Consider the following 15,902-nt stretch of genomic DNA (forward strand, 5'->3'; position numbering starts at 1 on the left):
TAGAACATGAGCCAGAACGTATACCAATTTATCGACGTACAACGTGTAGATCCTGCGAAAAAGCCAATTAAAATTCGTAAGATTGAATTCGTCGAAATCTACGAACCTTTTACTAAGCAGCAAGCGACAGCTCAAGCCGATCGCTGTTTAGATTGTGGTAACCCTTACTGTGAATGGAAATGTCCGGTTCACAACTATATCCCTCAGTGGCTAAAGCTGGCCAATGAGGGACGTATTATCGAAGCTGTCGAATTGTCTCACCAAACCAATAGCCTACCTGAGGTGTGTGGCCGAGTATGTCCACAAGACCGACTGTGTGAAGGTTCTTGTACGCTTAATGATGATTTTGGTGCCGTCACGATCGGTAATATTGAAAAGTACATTACTGATAAAGCTTTTGAGATGGGTTGGAAACCAGACATGTCGAAAGTCGAATGGACTGATAAGAAAGTCGCAATTATTGGCGCCGGCCCTGCTGGTCTCGCTGCGGCTGACATTCTAGTTCGTAATGGTGTTAAGCCTATCGTGTTTGACCGTTACCCAGAGGTTGGCGGGCTACTCACTTTCGGTATCCCATCATTTAAGCTCGAAAAAGGGGTGATGGAAAATCGTCGTAAAGTCTTTAGCGAAATGGGCGTTGAGTTCCGCCTTAATACTGAAGTGGGTCAAGACATCCAAATGCAGCAGCTGATTGATGACTACGATGCAGTCTTCCTTGGCGTGGGTACTTACAAGAATATGCGTGCAGGTCTGGAGAACGAAGATGCACCCGGCGTTTACGACGCTCTGCCTTTCCTGATTTCTAATACCTATAAAGTAATGGATTTAGAGGACGACAAGCCATTCATTGATATGAAAGGTAAGAAAGTCGTGGTGCTTGGTGGTGGTGATACCGCTATGGACTGTGTTCGTACTTCTATTCGCCAAAATGCAGACCATGTCATCTGTGCTTACCGCCGAGATGAAGCCAATATGCCAGGCTCACGCCGTGAGGTGAAAAATGCCAAGGAAGAGGGGGTTAACTTTATGTTCAACCTGCAACCTCTTGGCCTTGAGCTAGACAGCTCAGGTAAAGTCTCTGGTGTTAAGGTGGTAAAAACTGCACTTGGTGAGCCAGATGAAGCTGGACGTCGTCGTCCAGAGCCCGTTGAAGGCAGTGAACATATACTTGAAGCCGATGCAGTCATTATGGCATTCGGTTTCCAGCCACATCAAATGGCTTGGCTTGAACCTTATGGCGTTGAACTCGATCAATGGGGACGAATCCAAGCTCCAGCGGAACAAGAGTTTATGTTCCAAACCAGCAACAAAAAGATCTTTGCTGGTGGCGACGCCGTTCGCGGCTCGGATCTGGTCGTAACCGCAATTGATGAAGGGCGAAAAGCAGCCGAAGGTATTCTCGACTACCTAGATGTCTAATTCCATTTTTAGCTCTATCAACATCACAAAAGGATCCTACAATTGGATCCTTTTTTCTTGCGCTACATATAATTAAGCCCAAAATAACCAACAGGAATTCAACATGAAGAAAGCAGCTCTCCTTTCCATCGCTATGTTGGGTTTAACCGCTTGCAGCCAAGGAGTTCAAACCATGACGGATCGTACTGCTTCACCATGTGGTGACAAACCTAACTGTGTCTCGACCCAAGACAATCGCGAGAAATATCAGCTCGCTCCCTTTACCCTGACAGCCAATGCGAGTCTCGACAACATCGAGGAAGTAGCCCTTAAACTACCTGGGGCGAAAACCGCGGTCAAAGAAGGGGGGTACTTACGTATCGAGTGCACCTCAAAGATCATGCGCTTTGTTGATGACCTAGAATTAAAAATAGACGGTGACACACTGGTGGTACGCTCAGAATCACGCGTTGGCTATTCGGATTTTGGCGTAAATCGTAAACGCGCCGAGCAGCTGCGCGATCAACTAAAACAAAACGGCCTTATCGAGTAGATACCTAGCGCCTAGATACAAAAAACCGAAGCATTAAGCTTCGGTTTTTTATTCGCAGGAAAGCAAATTACTGCTCAGCTTCATCACGAAAAACAACAAGGCGCTTAGGCGCAACCTTACCTTCACCATTGACTTCTGCCACACCAATAAACAGTTTCTCTTCACCAGAAGTCATACGCAGAGGCGTTCCTTCTGGCGCGCCTAATACTTGCACTGGCATACCATGTTGCACTAGGTTGGTTAACTCAGCATTCAAATTCACCTCTGGCAAATCTTCTACTGCGGTATCCATTGGCAATAGCAGCGGATCAAGCAGCTCTTTTGGCGCGACTTCATCACGGTGTGCTTGCTCAAGCAGTTCATTGAGCTGCTCAAGCGTTACCATCTTCTCATACGGGTATTTAGCAACTCCAGTACGACGAAGCATAGTCACATGAGCGCCACAACCAAGCATTTCACCTAGGTCATCAACGATAGTACGGATGTAAGTGCCTTTCGAGCAGTGAACTTCCATCTCGACTTCATCACCTTCAAAGCGATGCAGTACAATTTCATAAACCGTAATCTTGCGAGATTCGCGCGGAACTTCAATGCCTTTACGAGCATATTCGTACAGTGGCTTACCTTGATACTTCAATGCCGAAAACATTGAAGGTACTTGGTCAGACTCACCACGGAACTTATCGATGCATGCTTCTAGCTTTTCTAGAGACACATCGATTGGACGAGTCTCGACAATCTCACCATCAGAGTCTGAGGTATCAGTGCGCTCACCTAGCTTAGCAATCACTCGGTAACGCTTATCTGAATCGAGCAAGAATTGAGAAAACTTGGTTGCTTCACCAAGGCAAATTGGCAGCATACCTGTCGCTAGGGGATCCAGAGCACCGGTATGACCTGCTTTTTCTGCAAAGTAAACACGCTTTACTTTTTGCAGTGCATCATTAGATGAAATGCCTGTGGGTTTATCCAGAAGGATAACGCCATTAATTGGACGACCTTTACGACGACGAGCCATTACTCTTCACCTGCCTGATCTTCTTCACGACCTGAATCTTTCTGCTTGCGCTTATCTTCGCTTACCACTTCAGACACAAGGTTCGACATACGCATACCCTCAACAAGAGTATTGTCGTAGTAGAAACGAACTTCAGGTGTTAGACGTAGGCGAATGCGCTTACCTAGCATCATACGAATGTGCACTTCGTGCTCGCGCAGTGCTTCTAGACAAGATTCTGGCGTTTGCTCGCCAACGCATAGGAAAGTAACGAATACTTTTGCGTAAGCTAGGTCACGTGACACTTCTACATCAGAGATGGTCACCATACCTAGGCGAGAATCACGAACTTCGCGCTGAAGGATCATCGCAAGTTCTTTTTGCAGCTGCTGTGCAACACGCTGCGTGCGGCTAAATTCTTTTGACATATCTTTTCTCTTATTAGAAAGAATGGGGGGATGGATAAATTCCAGCCCCCCATGGCGTATTCAACAACCAATTACTGCTTATTCATCAAAGAGTAAGCCAGTAATTATAGTCAATTAGTCTAGAGTACGTTTAACTTCAACGATTTCGAATACTTCGATTTGGTCGCCAACGCGAACATCGTTGTAGTTCTTAACGCCGATACCACATTCGTAGCCGTTCTTAACTTCTTGAACGTCGTCTTTGAAGCGGCGTAGTGACTCTAGTTCACCTTCGTAGATAACAACGTTTTCACGTAGTACACGGATTGGGTTGCTACGCTTGATGGTGCCTTCTGTAACCATACAACCAGCGATTGCGCCCAGCTTAGGTGACTTAAATACGTCACGAACTTCAGCAAGACCAATGATCTCTTGCTTGAATTCTGGAGCTAGCATACCGCCCATTGCTTGTTTAACTTCATCAATCAATTGATAAATGATTGAGTAGTAACGTAGATCAACGTTAGCTGATTCGATTGCACGACGCGCTGAAGCATCTGCACGAACGTTAAAGCCAAGGATGATAGCGTTTGAAGCTTCAGCAAGAACTGCATCAGTTTCAGTAATACCACCAACACCAGAACCTACGATGTTCACTTTAACTTCATCAGTTGACAGTTTCAGTAGCGAGTCTGCGATTGCTTCAACAGAACCTTGAACGTCAGCTTTAAGAACAACGTTCAGCTCAGCAACTTCACCAGCGGTCATGTTAGAGAACATGTTCTCTAGTTTAGATTTCTGCTGACGAGCAAGTTTCACGTCACGGAATTTACCTTGACGGTAGTTTGCAACTTCACGAGCTTTACGCTCATCACGAACTACAGTTGCTTCGTCACCTGAAGATGGCACACCAGATAGACCGATGATTTCGACAGGGATAGAAGGACCAGCTGAAGTGATTTCTTTACCATTTTCATCGCGCATTGCACGAACACGGCCATATTCTTGACCACAAAGTAAGATATCACCTTTGTTTAGAGTACCAGACTGGACAAGTACAGTTGCAACTGGACCACGACCTTTATCTAGGCGAGATTCAACAACAACACCAGATGCCATGCCTTCTTCAACCGCTGTCAGTTCAAGAACTTCAGATTGTAGAAGGATAGTTTCTAGAAGACCTTCGATGTTTGTACCCTGTTTCGCAGAGATGTGAACGAACATGTTCTCACCGCCCCACTCTTCAGGAATAACGTCGTATTGAGCTAGCTCGTTCTTAACGTTATCTGGATTCGCGTCTTCTTTATCGATCTTGTTCACAGCAACAATCAGAGGAACACCTGCCGCTTTCGCGTGCTGGATTGCTTCGATTGTTTGTGGCATTACGCCATCATCGGCTGCTACTACTAGAACAACGATATCTGTCGCTTGAGCACCACGAGCACGCATTGCTGTAAACGCAGCGTGTCCAGGAGTATCAAGGAAAGTAATCATTCCGTTATCAGTTTCAACGTGGTATGCACCGATGTGCTGTGTGATACCGCCCGCTTCACCTGAAGCAACGTGTGCTTTACGGATATAGTCAAGTGTAGAAGTCTTACCATGGTCTACGTGACCCATGATAGTTACTACTGGAGCACGAGGCACTGATTCTGCGCTGTTATCACGATCTGATAGTACCGCTTCTTCTAGCTCGTTCTCTTTACGTAGGATTACCTTGTGACCCATTTCCTCAGCAACAAGCGCTGCAGTTTCTTGGTCGATCACTTGGTTGATAGTCGCCATTGCGCCCATCTTCATCATTACTTTGATAACTTCTGTGCCTTTAACAGACATCTTGTTAGCAAGTTCTGAAACAACGATCGTTTCGCCGATAGCAACGTCAGCTTTCGCTACTGTTGCGGTCTTATCGAAGCCTTGTTGCATTGAAGTTGGTTTAGCTAGCTTACCTTTGTTGCGGTTTCTGCCGCCACGCTGGTTACGGCCACCACGACCTTGGTCATCGTTGTTAGAAGCTTTTTTCTTCTTCTTACGACGGCCGCCTTCTTCTTTACGGTCAGCTGCATCTTCAGCTTCACGAGCGTAAGTAGAAGTCGTTACGTGGTAGTCAGAGTTCTCTAACTCTTTCTTCTTCTTCTCTTCTTCAGTCCAGCGCGCTTCGTTTTCTTCAGCTAGCTTACGAGCTTCTTCAACAAGCTTCGCAGCTTCTTGCTCTGCTTTGCGCTGTGCTTCTTCTTCCTGACGACGCTTAAGTTCGTCAGCTTCTTTCTTCGCTTGAGTATTCACTTCTGCATTTTTTGCATTCATGTCTTTCTTAGCCTTATCAGCTTGTACGCGTTGTGCCTTCTCTTCAGCGTCACGTTTTGCATCCGCTTCTCGTTTCGCTTTCTCTTCGGCTTCGCGTTGTGCTTTCTCTGCAGCGTCACGTTTTGCAAGCTCTTCAGCTTCACGTTTCGCAAGCTCTTCGGCTTCACGCTTCGCTGCATCCTCAGCTTCACGTTTTGCTTCGTCTTCGATAGTGCTGCGCTTCACGTAAGTGCGCTTCTTACGTACTTCTACTTGAACATCCTTACTCTTGCCGCCACCTGCATTTACGCTCAGTGTGCTGCGAGTTTTACGCTGTAGAGTTAAGCGAGTAGGCTCAGTTTCACCTGAAGTGTCACCGTGCTCTTTCTTAAGGTGAGTCAAAAGCTTCTGCTTCTCGTCGTCAGAAACTTGATCACTACTCGCTTTCTTCATACCAGCGTCAGCAAGTTGTTCTAATAAGCGGTCCACTGGAGTTCCAATTTCTTCACTCAGTGCTTTAACAGTAATTTGTGTCATGCCGCTTCCTCCTTGCTGAAAATTATGCGTCTTCGCCGAACCAACAAATGTTACGAGCTGCCATGATTAGCTCACCCGCACGTTCTTCGGTTAGACCTTCGATACCTTCAATATCGTCGATACCCTGATCAGCAAGGTCTTCTAGTGTTGCTACACCTTTTGCTGCCAGTTTGAATGCCATCTCACGCTCTAGACCTTCTAGGCCTAGTAGGTCTTCTGCAGGTTCAACACCTTCGAAAGACTCTTCTTGTGCAAGCGCAAGAGTTGTTAGTGCATTCTTAGCACGACTACGTAGTTCTTCTACTAGGTCTTCATCTAGACCATCAACTTCAAGAAGCTCGTTTACAGGAACGTAAGCAACTTCTTCTAGCGTTGAGAAACCTTCTTCAACAAGTAGCTGAGCGAAGTCTTCTTCGATGTCTAAGTGCTTCATGAAGTTTTCGATTGCAGCTTGAGATTCTTCAGCGTGTTTCTTGTGAAGATCTTCAACTGTCATTACGTTTAGTTCCCAACCAGTTAGTTGAGACGCTAGGCGTACGTTTTGACCGTTACGGCCGATAGCTTGCGCTAGGTTGTCCGCTTCAACAGCGATGTCCATTGCGTTTGCATCTTCATCAACAATGATAGAAGCAACGTCAGCAGGAGCCATTGCGTTGATAACAAACTGAGCTGGGTTATCGTCCCAAAGTACGATATCGATACGCTCACCACCAAGCTCACCAGATACTGCTTGTACACGTGCACCACGCATACCAACACACGCACCTACAGGGTCGATACGTTTGTCATTTGTTTTAACTGCGATTTTAGCGCGAGAACCTGGATCACGAGCTGCACCTTTCAGTTCGATGATCTCTTCAGCGATTTCTGGCACTTCAACACGGAATAGCTCAGCTAGCATTTCTGACTTAGAGCGTGTGATGAATAGCTGGAAGCCACGCGCTTCTGGAGCAACTTTGTACAGAAGACCACGAACACGGTCGCCTGGACGGAAGTTTTCACGAGGAAGTTGGTCATCACGTAGGATAACCGCTTCAGCGTTGTTACCTAGATCAAGAACAACCGTTTCACGGTTTACTTTCTTAACAACACCTGTAACTAGCTCACCTTCGTTGTCGATGAACTGCTCTACGATTTGTGCACGCTCAGCTTCACGTACTTTCTGTACGATAACTTGCTTAGCCGTTTGCGTTGTGATGCGGTCAAACGTTACTGACTCAATATCATCTTCAACAAAGTCACCAACGTTTAGTTCTGGGTCTTCGTATTGAGCCGCTTCTAAAGAGATCTCTTTAGTTGGGCTTTCTACGACTTCTACTACTTCCCAGCGACGGAAAGTTTCGAATTCACCAGTTTTACGATCGATCTCAACACGAACGTCAATTTCCATTTCGTGTTTTTTCTTAGTTGATGTTGCTAGAGCAATTTCAAGGGCTTCAAAGATGCGTTCACGAGGTACCGCTTTTTCGTTCGATACCGCTTCTACTACCGCTAAAATTTCTTTACTCATTTTAAATAGCCTCTAAGACTCAAATTAAAATTTAGGGATCAGGTTAGCTTTTGAGATGTTGCTTAGAGCAAACTCTTCTTCGTTACCTTCAACAGTAACAGAGATTGTCTCACCATCGACGGCGTGGATTACACCTTTCCACTTACGACGGTTACCAACAGCCATCTTCAAAACGATGCTTACCTCGTGACCAATAAATTGTTCATAGTGTGCAGCTTTGAAAAGTGGTCTTTCTAAACCTGGTGAAGACACTTCAAGGTTGTAAGCCACAGTGATTGGATCTTCAACGTCCATAACCGCACTTACTTGGCGGCTAACTTCTGCACAATCTTCGACATTAATGCCGTTCTCGTGATCGATGAAAATACGTAACGTTGAATGCTCGCCTGCGCGAATAAATTCTAATCCAACTAACTCGTAACCTGATGCCGCTACAGGAGCTTCAAGCATTTCAGTAAGTTGTCTTTCTAAACCAGTCATTTTAACCACTCCAGAAACAAAAAAAGGGCTCAGAGCCCAATTTAAATTCCAAGCAAAGCTCCAAACATCCAATTAAGGAAATTTAGATAACAAAAAACCCCGAAAAGTCGGGGTTTTTGTTGCTGGACCCTGATACGTTAAACGATATCTATGCCGTTTAACTCGTAGTATTGCTACTACGCAAACTTGTCCTAATCCACTATCTATAAAAGAAAAAGGATTTGGTTGCGGGGGCCGGATTTGAACCGACGACCTTCGGGTTATGAGCCCGACGAGCTACCAAACTGCTCCACCCCGCGTCCGACTTGTCGAGCATTATACGCTCTCCAAGGTGTTTTACAAGTTTGTAAATCAATGGTGCCGAGAGAGGGACTCGAACCCTCACACCTAAGGCACCAGCACCTCATGCTGGCGTGTCTACCAATTTCACCATCTCGGCAGCTAAATCTATCTAAAAGCTAGAATAGCTTATTGAGGAATTTCGTCGCCTTGAGGGGCTGGAATTTCACTCGCATCATCAGCTTGTTGGATAACCTGACCTTGAGTCGGGTCTACCCACTGTGACTCAGTCTTATGTGTAGACATATTACCAAGTACTAAGCTAAGGATAAAAAATACTGTTGCAAAAATTGCAGTCATTCGGGTTAGGAAGTTACCTGAGCCGCTTGCGCCAAACACTGTGTTTGATGCGCCTGCACCGAATGAGGCTCCCATATCTGCGCCTTTACCTTGTTGAATCAACACTAGGCCGATTACACCAACCGCTGCCAACAGGTAAATCACAAGTAGAACTGTAAACATGATTTCCACCTATGTTCCAAATTGTTGAGCCAGCGCCGCTCGAAAACGCTTTTTATCGTGTTTTTGAACAAGGCTAGCGACCTCCTTATCGAAGGCCGAGCAATACTAGCGAAACACGATTACGCTGACAAGTAGATTTTTTCAAAAAAGTACGCACTTAGACTTAAGCGGTCAAAAAAAGGACAAAAGTATAACTTTTCCTTCATCCCTCTTTTATTGCGTTCTAAATTTCTGAAAATTCAGGGCTGTACTCGATTAGTCCAGAATGGCCATCCAGTTCACCATCAGCTAATGCCACAACTTGGAAAGCACCTTCCGGCACATCCCATTGGCAACGCATATTGAACTTAGCGCTATTTTCAAAACCAAAACGGCCGTAATAAGCAGGATCGCCAAGTACAACACAAGCTGGGTAACCAAACTCTAGTAAAGAAGAGAAACCCTCTGTTACAAGTTCGGCAGCAATGCCTTGGTTACGATAATCTTGATGTACCGCCAAAGGTGCTAACCCTTGCCAATTAAGATCAGTGCCATCAATTGTTACTGGGCTAAACAGCACATAACCAACAACTTCGCCTTCATCGTTACAAGCAACAAGGGAAAGTGTACGGCGACCGTTTTCTCTTAGCTTCATCACTAAGTTGGCTTCGGCCTCTGTCTCAAACGTAGACTTTAGTAATCTATCGATAGCCAGTATGTCTGCTGGCGCTTCAGTTCGAATAAGCATTTACAACCTCTTTTTGTGTTGTTGGCGATTGTAAGCCTTTTTGCACAAAATCGGCTAGTTGATTTAGAAGAGTTTGTAATGCTTTTGGTAAAGATTCGAGGTCAACACTGTCCATGAGGTTTTTAACTTCAAGCCCTAGCTCAGTGTCACCTTCAATTTTTAAGCGGCGTTGGAAGAACAAAGTATCTGGGTCTTCTTTACGTCCGGCAATCAAAACAAGGTCATTGAGGTTGCCGCTAAAAAGCACATCTTCTTTGACTTCGTGATCTGCCACGATAATTTGTTCATTTTCATAGCTAATCAACCAACTTAGCTGCATATCTTTTACTTCGACTTTTAGCCACTTACCTTCAAGAAACTCAAAGTCACCATCTTCTAACGCTTCTTTAAACACAGTTTTAAGCCCTTCAAGCAAGGCTTTTTTTTGTACAGTTTGAGGCAATAAGTGGACTGGAGATCGCAAAATTGATGCGGCATTTTGAACTAGTTGGGTGCGAATCTTGTTAATCACGCGAATTATCCGTTACTTTGTTAGCTAAGTCCCCCATCATAGAGTATGTTTTACTGCCAATTCCTGTTATTTATCAAAAAATAGGTGCTCTGGTTTAACTCTTTAAACTAGGCGCTAGGACAGTTATAGTAATTACATCACTCAGATTCACTTATACTGTGAATATATAGCTCGTCGGAGAGTCGGAACAAACTTGATGCTATCGCAACAATTACAGCACTGGTTTACAAAAATAACGGCCAATAGTCCGTTTTTTTTCGCCATTCTGGATAACCAGCATAATTATGCCATGGTTAACGGGCGCTATTGTGATATTGCAGGTTTAACCTCAACCGAATTAGTCGGTATGAATGACAGACAGATCATGGGGCAGCAGTTCTATGATCACCTCAAGCCTTACTACGCGAGAGCCTTCAAAGGCGAATCTATTGAAGCAGAAATGACCATTGGCGATCTCGGCCTTGAGACTAGCCTTCATTTCAACCTTTCTCCAATCGATAATGATGGCAAAATTGAGCATGTCATTTTTCACGCGCTCGATACTTCAGAAAAGCAAATTTTAGTTCGCTCGCTCGAAGAGTCGGAAGGTAAGTTTTCTACCCTAACCTCCTTATTGCCTGAAGGTATTTTTCTTCTCGAAGATGATTGCATTATTTCTGCCAACCCAGCGGCTCTGCGCTTACTCGGCTTTGAATCAATGCAAGACATCCTTGGCGAGAACCTCTCACGCTTGTTTGTCGATGAGAAAACGAAAACGGTCTTTTCAGACACTTTCGTCGATCAGTTAAGTGAAACACCGCTAACGTGTTTAACAGGACCTCGCTGCGGTTTTGAGCGTAAAGTACAATTGCTTGCTGACTCAACCATGGTCTTGGGCAGTGACTCGCAACTGGTGCTGATTCAAGACGCGGAGTCCGGCCAAGTTTCTTTCTCAAGCACACAACATGAAGATGCCCACTTAGACTCTCTAACCGGGCTATACAATCGTTTCGGCTTTACTAAACGACTTGAGCAGCTGATTCATAATGAAACGCCGCTGATCATGCTCTATCTCGATATCGATAACTTCAAAAACATTAATGATTCTTTGGGCCACCATATTGGTGACAAAGTGATTAAAGAAGTCTCTTCTCGTCTTAAGCGTCTTTTACCGCAACACGCGGTATTAGGGCATTTAGGAGGGGATGAGTTTGGCATCATTCTGCCTGAGCCTGACAATAACCGCATGGTTGAAATGTTGTCAGAACGCATTATCTCACTGATTAATCAGCCTTTTGATCTGCACCACTTCAGTAAGCGACTGGCTTGTTCAATTGGTAGTGTCGCCTACCCTGGCGATGGCAACGACGCGCGAATTCTGCTGCAAAATGCTGACACTGCGATGTATGAAGCAAAAGATCGCGGCCGTAACCGTCTAATTAAGTTCAATGATCAAATGAACAAAGAAGCGCGTATGCGTCTTTGGCTTGAGATTGAACTGCAAAAAGCGCTACAGCAAAACGGCTTAGAAGTTTGGTATCAACCTAAAGTAAACGCGCGTGACTTTAGTATTAACGGCGCCGAAGCGTTGATCCGCTGGAAACACCCTGTTGAAGGCTATATCAGTCCGGGCGCGTTCATTCCTGTCGCGGAGCGTGCAGGTCTTATCGAGCACCTAGGTCGCGTAGTGATGCGCGATGTATTTTCAACGGTTAAACGCTGGAAACTGCAAGGTATCTTACCTGGCCGCGTGGCGATCAACTTGTCACCAGAACAGTTTGGTAACCCTAAGCTAATTGATTATATGGAGAAGCTGCTGCGCACGACGGAACTTGATCCTAGCTGCATCACCTTTGAGCTTACTGAAAGTGCCGTGATGAGCGACAGTGAACACACTCTGCAAATGCTCAATGCGATTAAGAGACTTGGGTTTGCGCTATCAATTGACGACTTTGGTACTGGTTACTCGTCGTTATCATACTTAGCACGCTTCCCGATTGATGAGCTTAAAATTGACCGCGCCTTTATCTCAGATATCGATACCCTACCGAAGCAAATCACCGTGATTGAAAACATCATCAACCTCGGTAAATCACTCAACTTAACGGTGGTAGCGGAAGGGGTTGAAACCCAGCAACAGGCAACCCTATTGTCTAACCTCAACTGTAACTCTATTCAGGGCTTCCACTTCTATCGCCCGCAGCCACGACAAGAGGTTGAAGAGCTGTTTGCGCAAAATCGTCGCCACAAAAACTAACTCCAAGTGAGTATTTAACTTAGAAACTCACTCAAACCTGCCTTACATCAAATTTGCCATTCACAATTCTTCATAAAATGCTCAGCAATTTCAGAAGAACACAGTCTTGGTAGAGCAATGGAACTCCTATGCCCAGCAGGTAACCTACCTGCATTAAAAACTGCAATTGATTGTGGCGCAGATGCGGTCTATATCGGTTTTAAAGATGACACCAATGCGCGACATTTTGCGGGTTTGAATTTCACCGGTAAAAAACTCGAAAAAGCGGTGCAGTATGTTCATGACAACAACAAAAAGATTCATGTTGCGTTGAACACCTTTGCTCACCCGAATGGATTTGAGCGTTGGACAGAAGCGGTTGACCGCGCAGCCCATAGTGGGGTTGATGCGCTAATTGTCGCAGACATTGCCGTTCTGGAGTATGCCGCGCGTAAATACCCTGAACTTGAACTTCACCTCTCTGTTCAAGCATCAGCGACCAACGTTGCTGCTATCGATTTTTATAAGAACAACTTCAATGTTAAGCGTGTTGTCTTACCGCGCGTATTGTCTATCCATCAGGTCAAACAGCTGTCACGCAATATCACCAGTGATGTTGAGCTCGAAGTGTTTGCCTTTGGCAGCCTATGTATTATGTCAGAAGGTCGCTGCTACCTTTCTTCATACATGACTGGGGAATCACCAAATACGGTCGGCGCTTGCTCACCAGCAAAATATGTTCGTTGGCAAGAGACAGATAACGGTTTGGAGTCACGCCTCAATGATATTCTTATCGACCGTTACAGTGATGGCGAAAATGCTGGCTACCCAACGTTATGTAAGGGTCGCTTCACCGCGGATCTTGAAAATCAAACTAAGGCTTACCACGCATTGGAAGAGCCAACCAGTTTGAATACCTTATCTATGCTACCGGACTTGTTTGCTGCCAACGTTGCTTCCGTTAAGATTGAAGGTCGTCAGCGTAGTCCGGCTTATGTTGAGCAAGTGACTCGTACATGGCGTGCGGCTATCGACCGTTACCTAGCGAATCCAGATAGCTACCATGTTGAACCAGCTTGGGATGCCGCACTGGCTAATGTATCGGAAGGTACCCAGACCACGCTTGGTGCTTATCATCGTAAATGGCAGTAAAGCTTTACTTGTAGAGAGAACAATGGAAAACAACATGAAATATGCATTAGGCCCATTGCTTTACTTCTGGCCAAAGCAAGACGTCGAAGACTTTTACAATCAGGCGAAAAGTAGTTCTGCGGATATTATTTATCTGGGCGAAAGCGTTTGTTCTAAGCGTCGAGAGATGAAGCCTGCCCACTGGTTCGATATTGCCAAAGAGCTCAGCAGCGCTGGTAAACAAGTTGTACTGTCTACCATGGCATTGCTTGAGGCTCCAAGTGAAGTCAACGTGATGAAGAAATACATCAACAATGGTGACTTCGCAATTGAAGCCAATGATGTATCAGCAATTCAGTTGGCTCACGAACACAAGGTTCCTTTCGTCGTTGGCCCTGCCGTCAATACTTACAACGCACACACCTTGAACCTGTTTTTGAAACAAGGTATGACGCGCTGGTGTATGCCGGTTGAACTGTCACGTGAATGGCTAGGCAATGTGCTGACTCAATGTGATGAATTAGGCATCAAAGGCAAGTTTGAAGTCGAAGTGTTTAGCCATGGTTATCTACCACTGGCGTACTCTGCTCGCTGCTTTACTGCTCGCGCTGAAAATAAGGCTAAAGATGACTGTGAGACGTGCTGTATTAAATACCCTACTGGTATCCAAGTAAGCAGTCAGGAAGGCCAAGAAGTGTTTAATCTGAACGGCATTCAGACTCAGTCAGGTTATTGCTATAACCTTATCAATGATCTGCCAAGCATGAATGGTTTGGTTGATGTAGTCCGACTTAGCCCGCTTGGTATCGATACTTTTTCACAAGTGGATAAGTTCCGCGCCAATGAAGATGGCAACAGTCCTTCGACCATCGAAAGTCGCCAGTGCAATGGCTATTGGCATCAACTTGCAGGCCTAGAAGTGAAAAATATCTAATCTCATTTCAGCGAGACAACACCAAAAAAAGGGGCTCTATGAGCCCCTTTGTTCTATGCAATAGCCTGCTCTGTTTGCGGCGTTTGGTAACGACGAATATCTTTGAGTAGCATAAAGATCACAACCACACTCAAGGCAATGTTCGACAGCGGATACGCAATCCAGATCCCTGCGACACCAAATAGCTTGGGCATAATGTACAAGAAAGGTAACTGAACCAGCATATTACCCACAGTAACAAACATCGCTTTGCTGCCTTTATTGATAGCCTGATAATACGCACCTGCGACCACTAAGAAGCCGTCTAAGAACAATGCAAACAAATGTAGGCGAATACCAAGCACAGTGTTTTCAATCAACTGGTTATCTGACGAGTTAAATACTGAGACAAATTCACGTGGGAACAAGTTGAGTAGTACAACGAAACCGACTCCAATCAAGATCGATGTCGTCATCGCCACTTTTAATAGTTTACGGATATTGTCTTGATTACGAGCACCATGGTTGAAGCTCACTAGTGGCTGCATACCATTGGCGACACCTTCAACGGTCAGGTAGTAAACCGTGACGATATAGCCCAAAATCGCATACGCGCCAATAATCAACACATCGCCGTATTGCGTAAATAGGCTGTTGTGTAGTGCGACCATCATTGAACCATAGGCATACATAAAGAAGCTTGAAGTACCAATAGCAAAGATCTGCGGCACAGCAGCAAGCTTCAGTTTGAACTCGCTGATCTTAAGTCGTAAGTTAGCCCTCGAGGAGAAGAAATACGCTAAACCTAACGCAGTCACCACTGCCTGCGCTATCGCGGTTGCAATCGCCGCACCGGTAAGCTCCCAGCCCCATAGTGCAATCATGATGTAATCCATCACAATATTCACCACAGCACCAACTACCATCAGCATAGTCGCTAGATTCGGACTATCATCATTACGCAGTAAGAACGGCATCGCGATGGAACCAAGAGTAAAGACACAAGCACCGATCAAGATATGCAGATACTGTAGCCCCAGCTCGTAGACACGCCCTTCAGCACCTTGCCAACGTAAAAAGTCATCGGCAAATAGGAACAATCCACCAGCCACAATCGGCATCAATACGAGTAGTAGTAACAGACCGGTAGTGAGGATTTGTTTCGCGCCTGCATTATCCCCCTCCCCCTGACGGATAGAGACAAGCGCTCCGGTGCCGACACCGACCAACATACCTATGCCTAAGATCGAACCAATCACTGGCCAAGCGACATTAATTCCCGCTAGACCATCGGCGCCGACATAGCGGCCAATAAAGATTCCATCAACAACTTGGTATAAACCATTGACCAACATCGCTGCGACGGTGGGGATGGTGTATTTCCAGAACTGTTTATAGATTGAAGTTTGCATTCTCATCACCATTAGTTAGCGAGG

Annotated in this window: 14 protein-coding genes and 2 tRNA genes; 5 read left to right on the top strand and 11 right to left on the bottom strand. The window is 45.4% G+C overall.

Going from position 1 to position 15,902, the window contains the following annotated elements:
* Window positions 1–6: 6 nt before the first annotated feature.
* A complete protein-coding gene (locus ACHUFZ_RS16885; RefSeq protein WP_394128054.1) occupies window positions 7–1,419 on the top strand; it encodes an FAD-dependent oxidoreductase in 1,413 nt (470 codons plus the stop codon).
* Between the two features lie 103 nt (window positions 1,420–1,522).
* Window positions 1,523–1,951, top strand: coding sequence for a DUF1499 domain-containing protein (locus ACHUFZ_RS16890; protein ID WP_394128055.1), 429 nt, complete (start codon window positions 1,523–1,525; stop codon window positions 1,949–1,951).
* 67 nt (window positions 1,952–2,018) lie between these two features.
* Here the strand turns inward: ACHUFZ_RS16890 and truB are convergent, their stop codons facing one another.
* The 10 genes from truB to ubiT all read right to left on the bottom strand — a co-directional run bounded on the left by truB (window position 2,019) and on the right by ubiT (window position 10,207).
* Complete coding sequence (gene truB / locus ACHUFZ_RS16895; protein ID WP_394128056.1) at window positions 2,019–2,969, bottom strand: tRNA pseudouridine(55) synthase TruB; 951 nt, start codon at window positions 2,967–2,969, stop codon at window positions 2,019–2,021.
* Window positions 2,969–3,376, bottom strand: coding sequence for a 30S ribosome-binding factor RbfA (rbfA, locus tag ACHUFZ_RS16900; protein ID WP_394128057.1), 408 nt, complete (start codon window positions 3,374–3,376; stop codon window positions 2,969–2,971). Before rbfA ends, truB begins: the two co-directional genes overlap by 1 nt.
* A gap of 114 nt (window positions 3,377–3,490) precedes the next feature.
* On the bottom strand, window positions 3,491–6,178 hold the full coding sequence (gene infB / locus ACHUFZ_RS16905; protein WP_394128058.1) for a translation initiation factor IF-2: 2,688 nt from the start codon (window positions 6,176–6,178) through the stop codon (window positions 3,491–3,493).
* A gap of 22 nt (window positions 6,179–6,200) precedes the next feature.
* Window positions 6,201–7,688: a transcription termination factor NusA gene (nusA, locus tag ACHUFZ_RS16910; RefSeq protein WP_134835437.1), complete on the bottom strand. Its 1,488-nt coding sequence runs from the start codon at window positions 7,686–7,688 to the stop codon at window positions 6,201–6,203.
* A gap of 24 nt (window positions 7,689–7,712) precedes the next feature.
* The gene (gene rimP, locus ACHUFZ_RS16915) at window positions 7,713–8,168 is read right to left on the bottom strand and encodes a ribosome maturation factor RimP (protein WP_134835436.1); all 456 of its coding nucleotides are present in this window, start codon (window positions 8,166–8,168) and stop codon (window positions 7,713–7,715) included.
* A gap of 222 nt (window positions 8,169–8,390) precedes the next feature.
* Window positions 8,391–8,467 (bottom strand) — tRNA-Met (locus ACHUFZ_RS16920).
* A 56-nt stretch (window positions 8,468–8,523) separates the two neighbouring features.
* Window positions 8,524–8,607, bottom strand: a tRNA-Leu gene (locus tag ACHUFZ_RS16925).
* 29 nt (window positions 8,608–8,636) lie between these two features.
* Complete coding sequence (gene secG, locus ACHUFZ_RS16930) at window positions 8,637–8,969, bottom strand: preprotein translocase subunit SecG (protein WP_004415521.1); 333 nt, start codon at window positions 8,967–8,969, stop codon at window positions 8,637–8,639.
* A gap of 223 nt (window positions 8,970–9,192) precedes the next feature.
* Entirely contained in the window at window positions 9,193–9,696 is a 504-nt protein-coding gene (locus ACHUFZ_RS16935; protein ID WP_394128059.1) for a GNAT family N-acetyltransferase, read from the bottom strand.
* Window positions 9,680–10,207: a ubiquinone anaerobic biosynthesis accessory factor UbiT gene (gene ubiT / locus ACHUFZ_RS16940; protein ID WP_134835433.1), complete on the bottom strand. Its 528-nt coding sequence runs from the start codon at window positions 10,205–10,207 to the stop codon at window positions 9,680–9,682. Before ubiT ends, ACHUFZ_RS16935 begins: the two co-directional genes overlap by 17 nt.
* A 196-nt stretch (window positions 10,208–10,403) precedes the next feature.
* Between ubiT and ACHUFZ_RS16945 the strand changes: the two genes are divergently transcribed.
* The 3 genes from ACHUFZ_RS16945 to ACHUFZ_RS16955 all read left to right on the top strand — a co-directional run bounded on the left by ACHUFZ_RS16945 (window position 10,404) and on the right by ACHUFZ_RS16955 (window position 14,487).
* Window positions 10,404–12,443, top strand: a complete 2,040-nt coding sequence (locus ACHUFZ_RS16945) for a sensor domain-containing protein (RefSeq protein WP_394128060.1) — start codon at window positions 10,404–10,406, stop codon at window positions 12,441–12,443.
* A gap of 117 nt (window positions 12,444–12,560) precedes the next feature.
* Complete coding sequence (gene ubiU / locus ACHUFZ_RS16950; RefSeq protein ID WP_394128061.1) at window positions 12,561–13,574, top strand: ubiquinone anaerobic biosynthesis protein UbiU; 1,014 nt, start codon at window positions 12,561–12,563, stop codon at window positions 13,572–13,574.
* A 34-nt stretch (window positions 13,575–13,608) separates the two neighbouring features.
* Window positions 13,609–14,487, top strand: a complete 879-nt coding sequence (locus tag ACHUFZ_RS16955; protein WP_167489294.1) for a U32 family peptidase — start codon at window positions 13,609–13,611, stop codon at window positions 14,485–14,487.
* Between the two features lie 53 nt (window positions 14,488–14,540).
* On the opposite strand, the gene ACHUFZ_RS16960 is transcribed toward ACHUFZ_RS16955, so the two are convergent.
* Window positions 14,541–15,878, bottom strand: a complete 1,338-nt coding sequence (locus ACHUFZ_RS16960; RefSeq protein ID WP_394128062.1) for an MATE family efflux transporter — start codon at window positions 15,876–15,878, stop codon at window positions 14,541–14,543.
* Between the last annotated feature and the right edge of the window lie 24 nt (window positions 15,879–15,902).

The organism is Vibrio hepatarius, assembly GCF_043642085.1.
Classification (GTDB): Bacteria; Pseudomonadota; Gammaproteobacteria; order Enterobacterales; family Vibrionaceae; genus Vibrio; species Vibrio hepatarius_C.

Excerpts from the sequence above, each read along its gene's own strand:
- ubiU (WP_394128061.1), top strand. The coding sequence starts at position 12,561 with ATGGAACTCCTATGCCCAGCAGGTAACCTACCTGCATTAAAAACTGCA.
- ACHUFZ_RS16955 (WP_167489294.1), top strand. The coding sequence starts at position 13,609 with ATGAAATATGCATTAGGCCCATTGCTTTACTTCTGGCCAAAGCAAGAC.
- truB (WP_394128056.1), bottom strand. The coding sequence starts at position 2,969 with ATGGCTCGTCGTCGTAAAGGTCGTCCAATTAATGGCGTTATCCTTCTG.
- ACHUFZ_RS16960 (WP_394128062.1), bottom strand. The coding sequence starts at position 15,878 with ATGCAAACTTCAATCTATAAACAGTTCTGGAAATACACCATCCCCACC.
- ACHUFZ_RS16945 (WP_394128060.1), top strand. The coding sequence starts at position 10,404 with ATGCTATCGCAACAATTACAGCACTGGTTTACAAAAATAACGGCCAAT.
- nusA (WP_134835437.1), bottom strand. The coding sequence starts at position 7,688 with ATGAGTAAAGAAATTTTAGCGGTAGTAGAAGCGGTATCGAACGAAAAA.
- secG (WP_004415521.1), bottom strand. The coding sequence starts at position 8,969 with ATGTTTACAGTTCTACTTGTGATTTACCTGTTGGCAGCGGTTGGTGTA.
- rbfA (WP_394128057.1), bottom strand. The coding sequence starts at position 3,376 with ATGTCAAAAGAATTTAGCCGCACGCAGCGTGTTGCACAGCAGCTGCAA.
- rimP (WP_134835436.1), bottom strand. The coding sequence starts at position 8,168 with ATGACTGGTTTAGAAAGACAACTTACTGAAATGCTTGAAGCTCCTGTA.
- ACHUFZ_RS16885 (WP_394128054.1), top strand. The coding sequence starts at position 7 with ATGAGCCAGAACGTATACCAATTTATCGACGTACAACGTGTAGATCCT.
- ACHUFZ_RS16935 (WP_394128059.1), bottom strand. The coding sequence starts at position 9,696 with ATGCTTATTCGAACTGAAGCGCCAGCAGACATACTGGCTATCGATAGA.
- ACHUFZ_RS16890 (WP_394128055.1), top strand. The coding sequence starts at position 1,523 with ATGAAGAAAGCAGCTCTCCTTTCCATCGCTATGTTGGGTTTAACCGCT.
- infB (WP_394128058.1), bottom strand. The coding sequence starts at position 6,178 with ATGACACAAATTACTGTTAAAGCACTGAGTGAAGAAATTGGAACTCCA.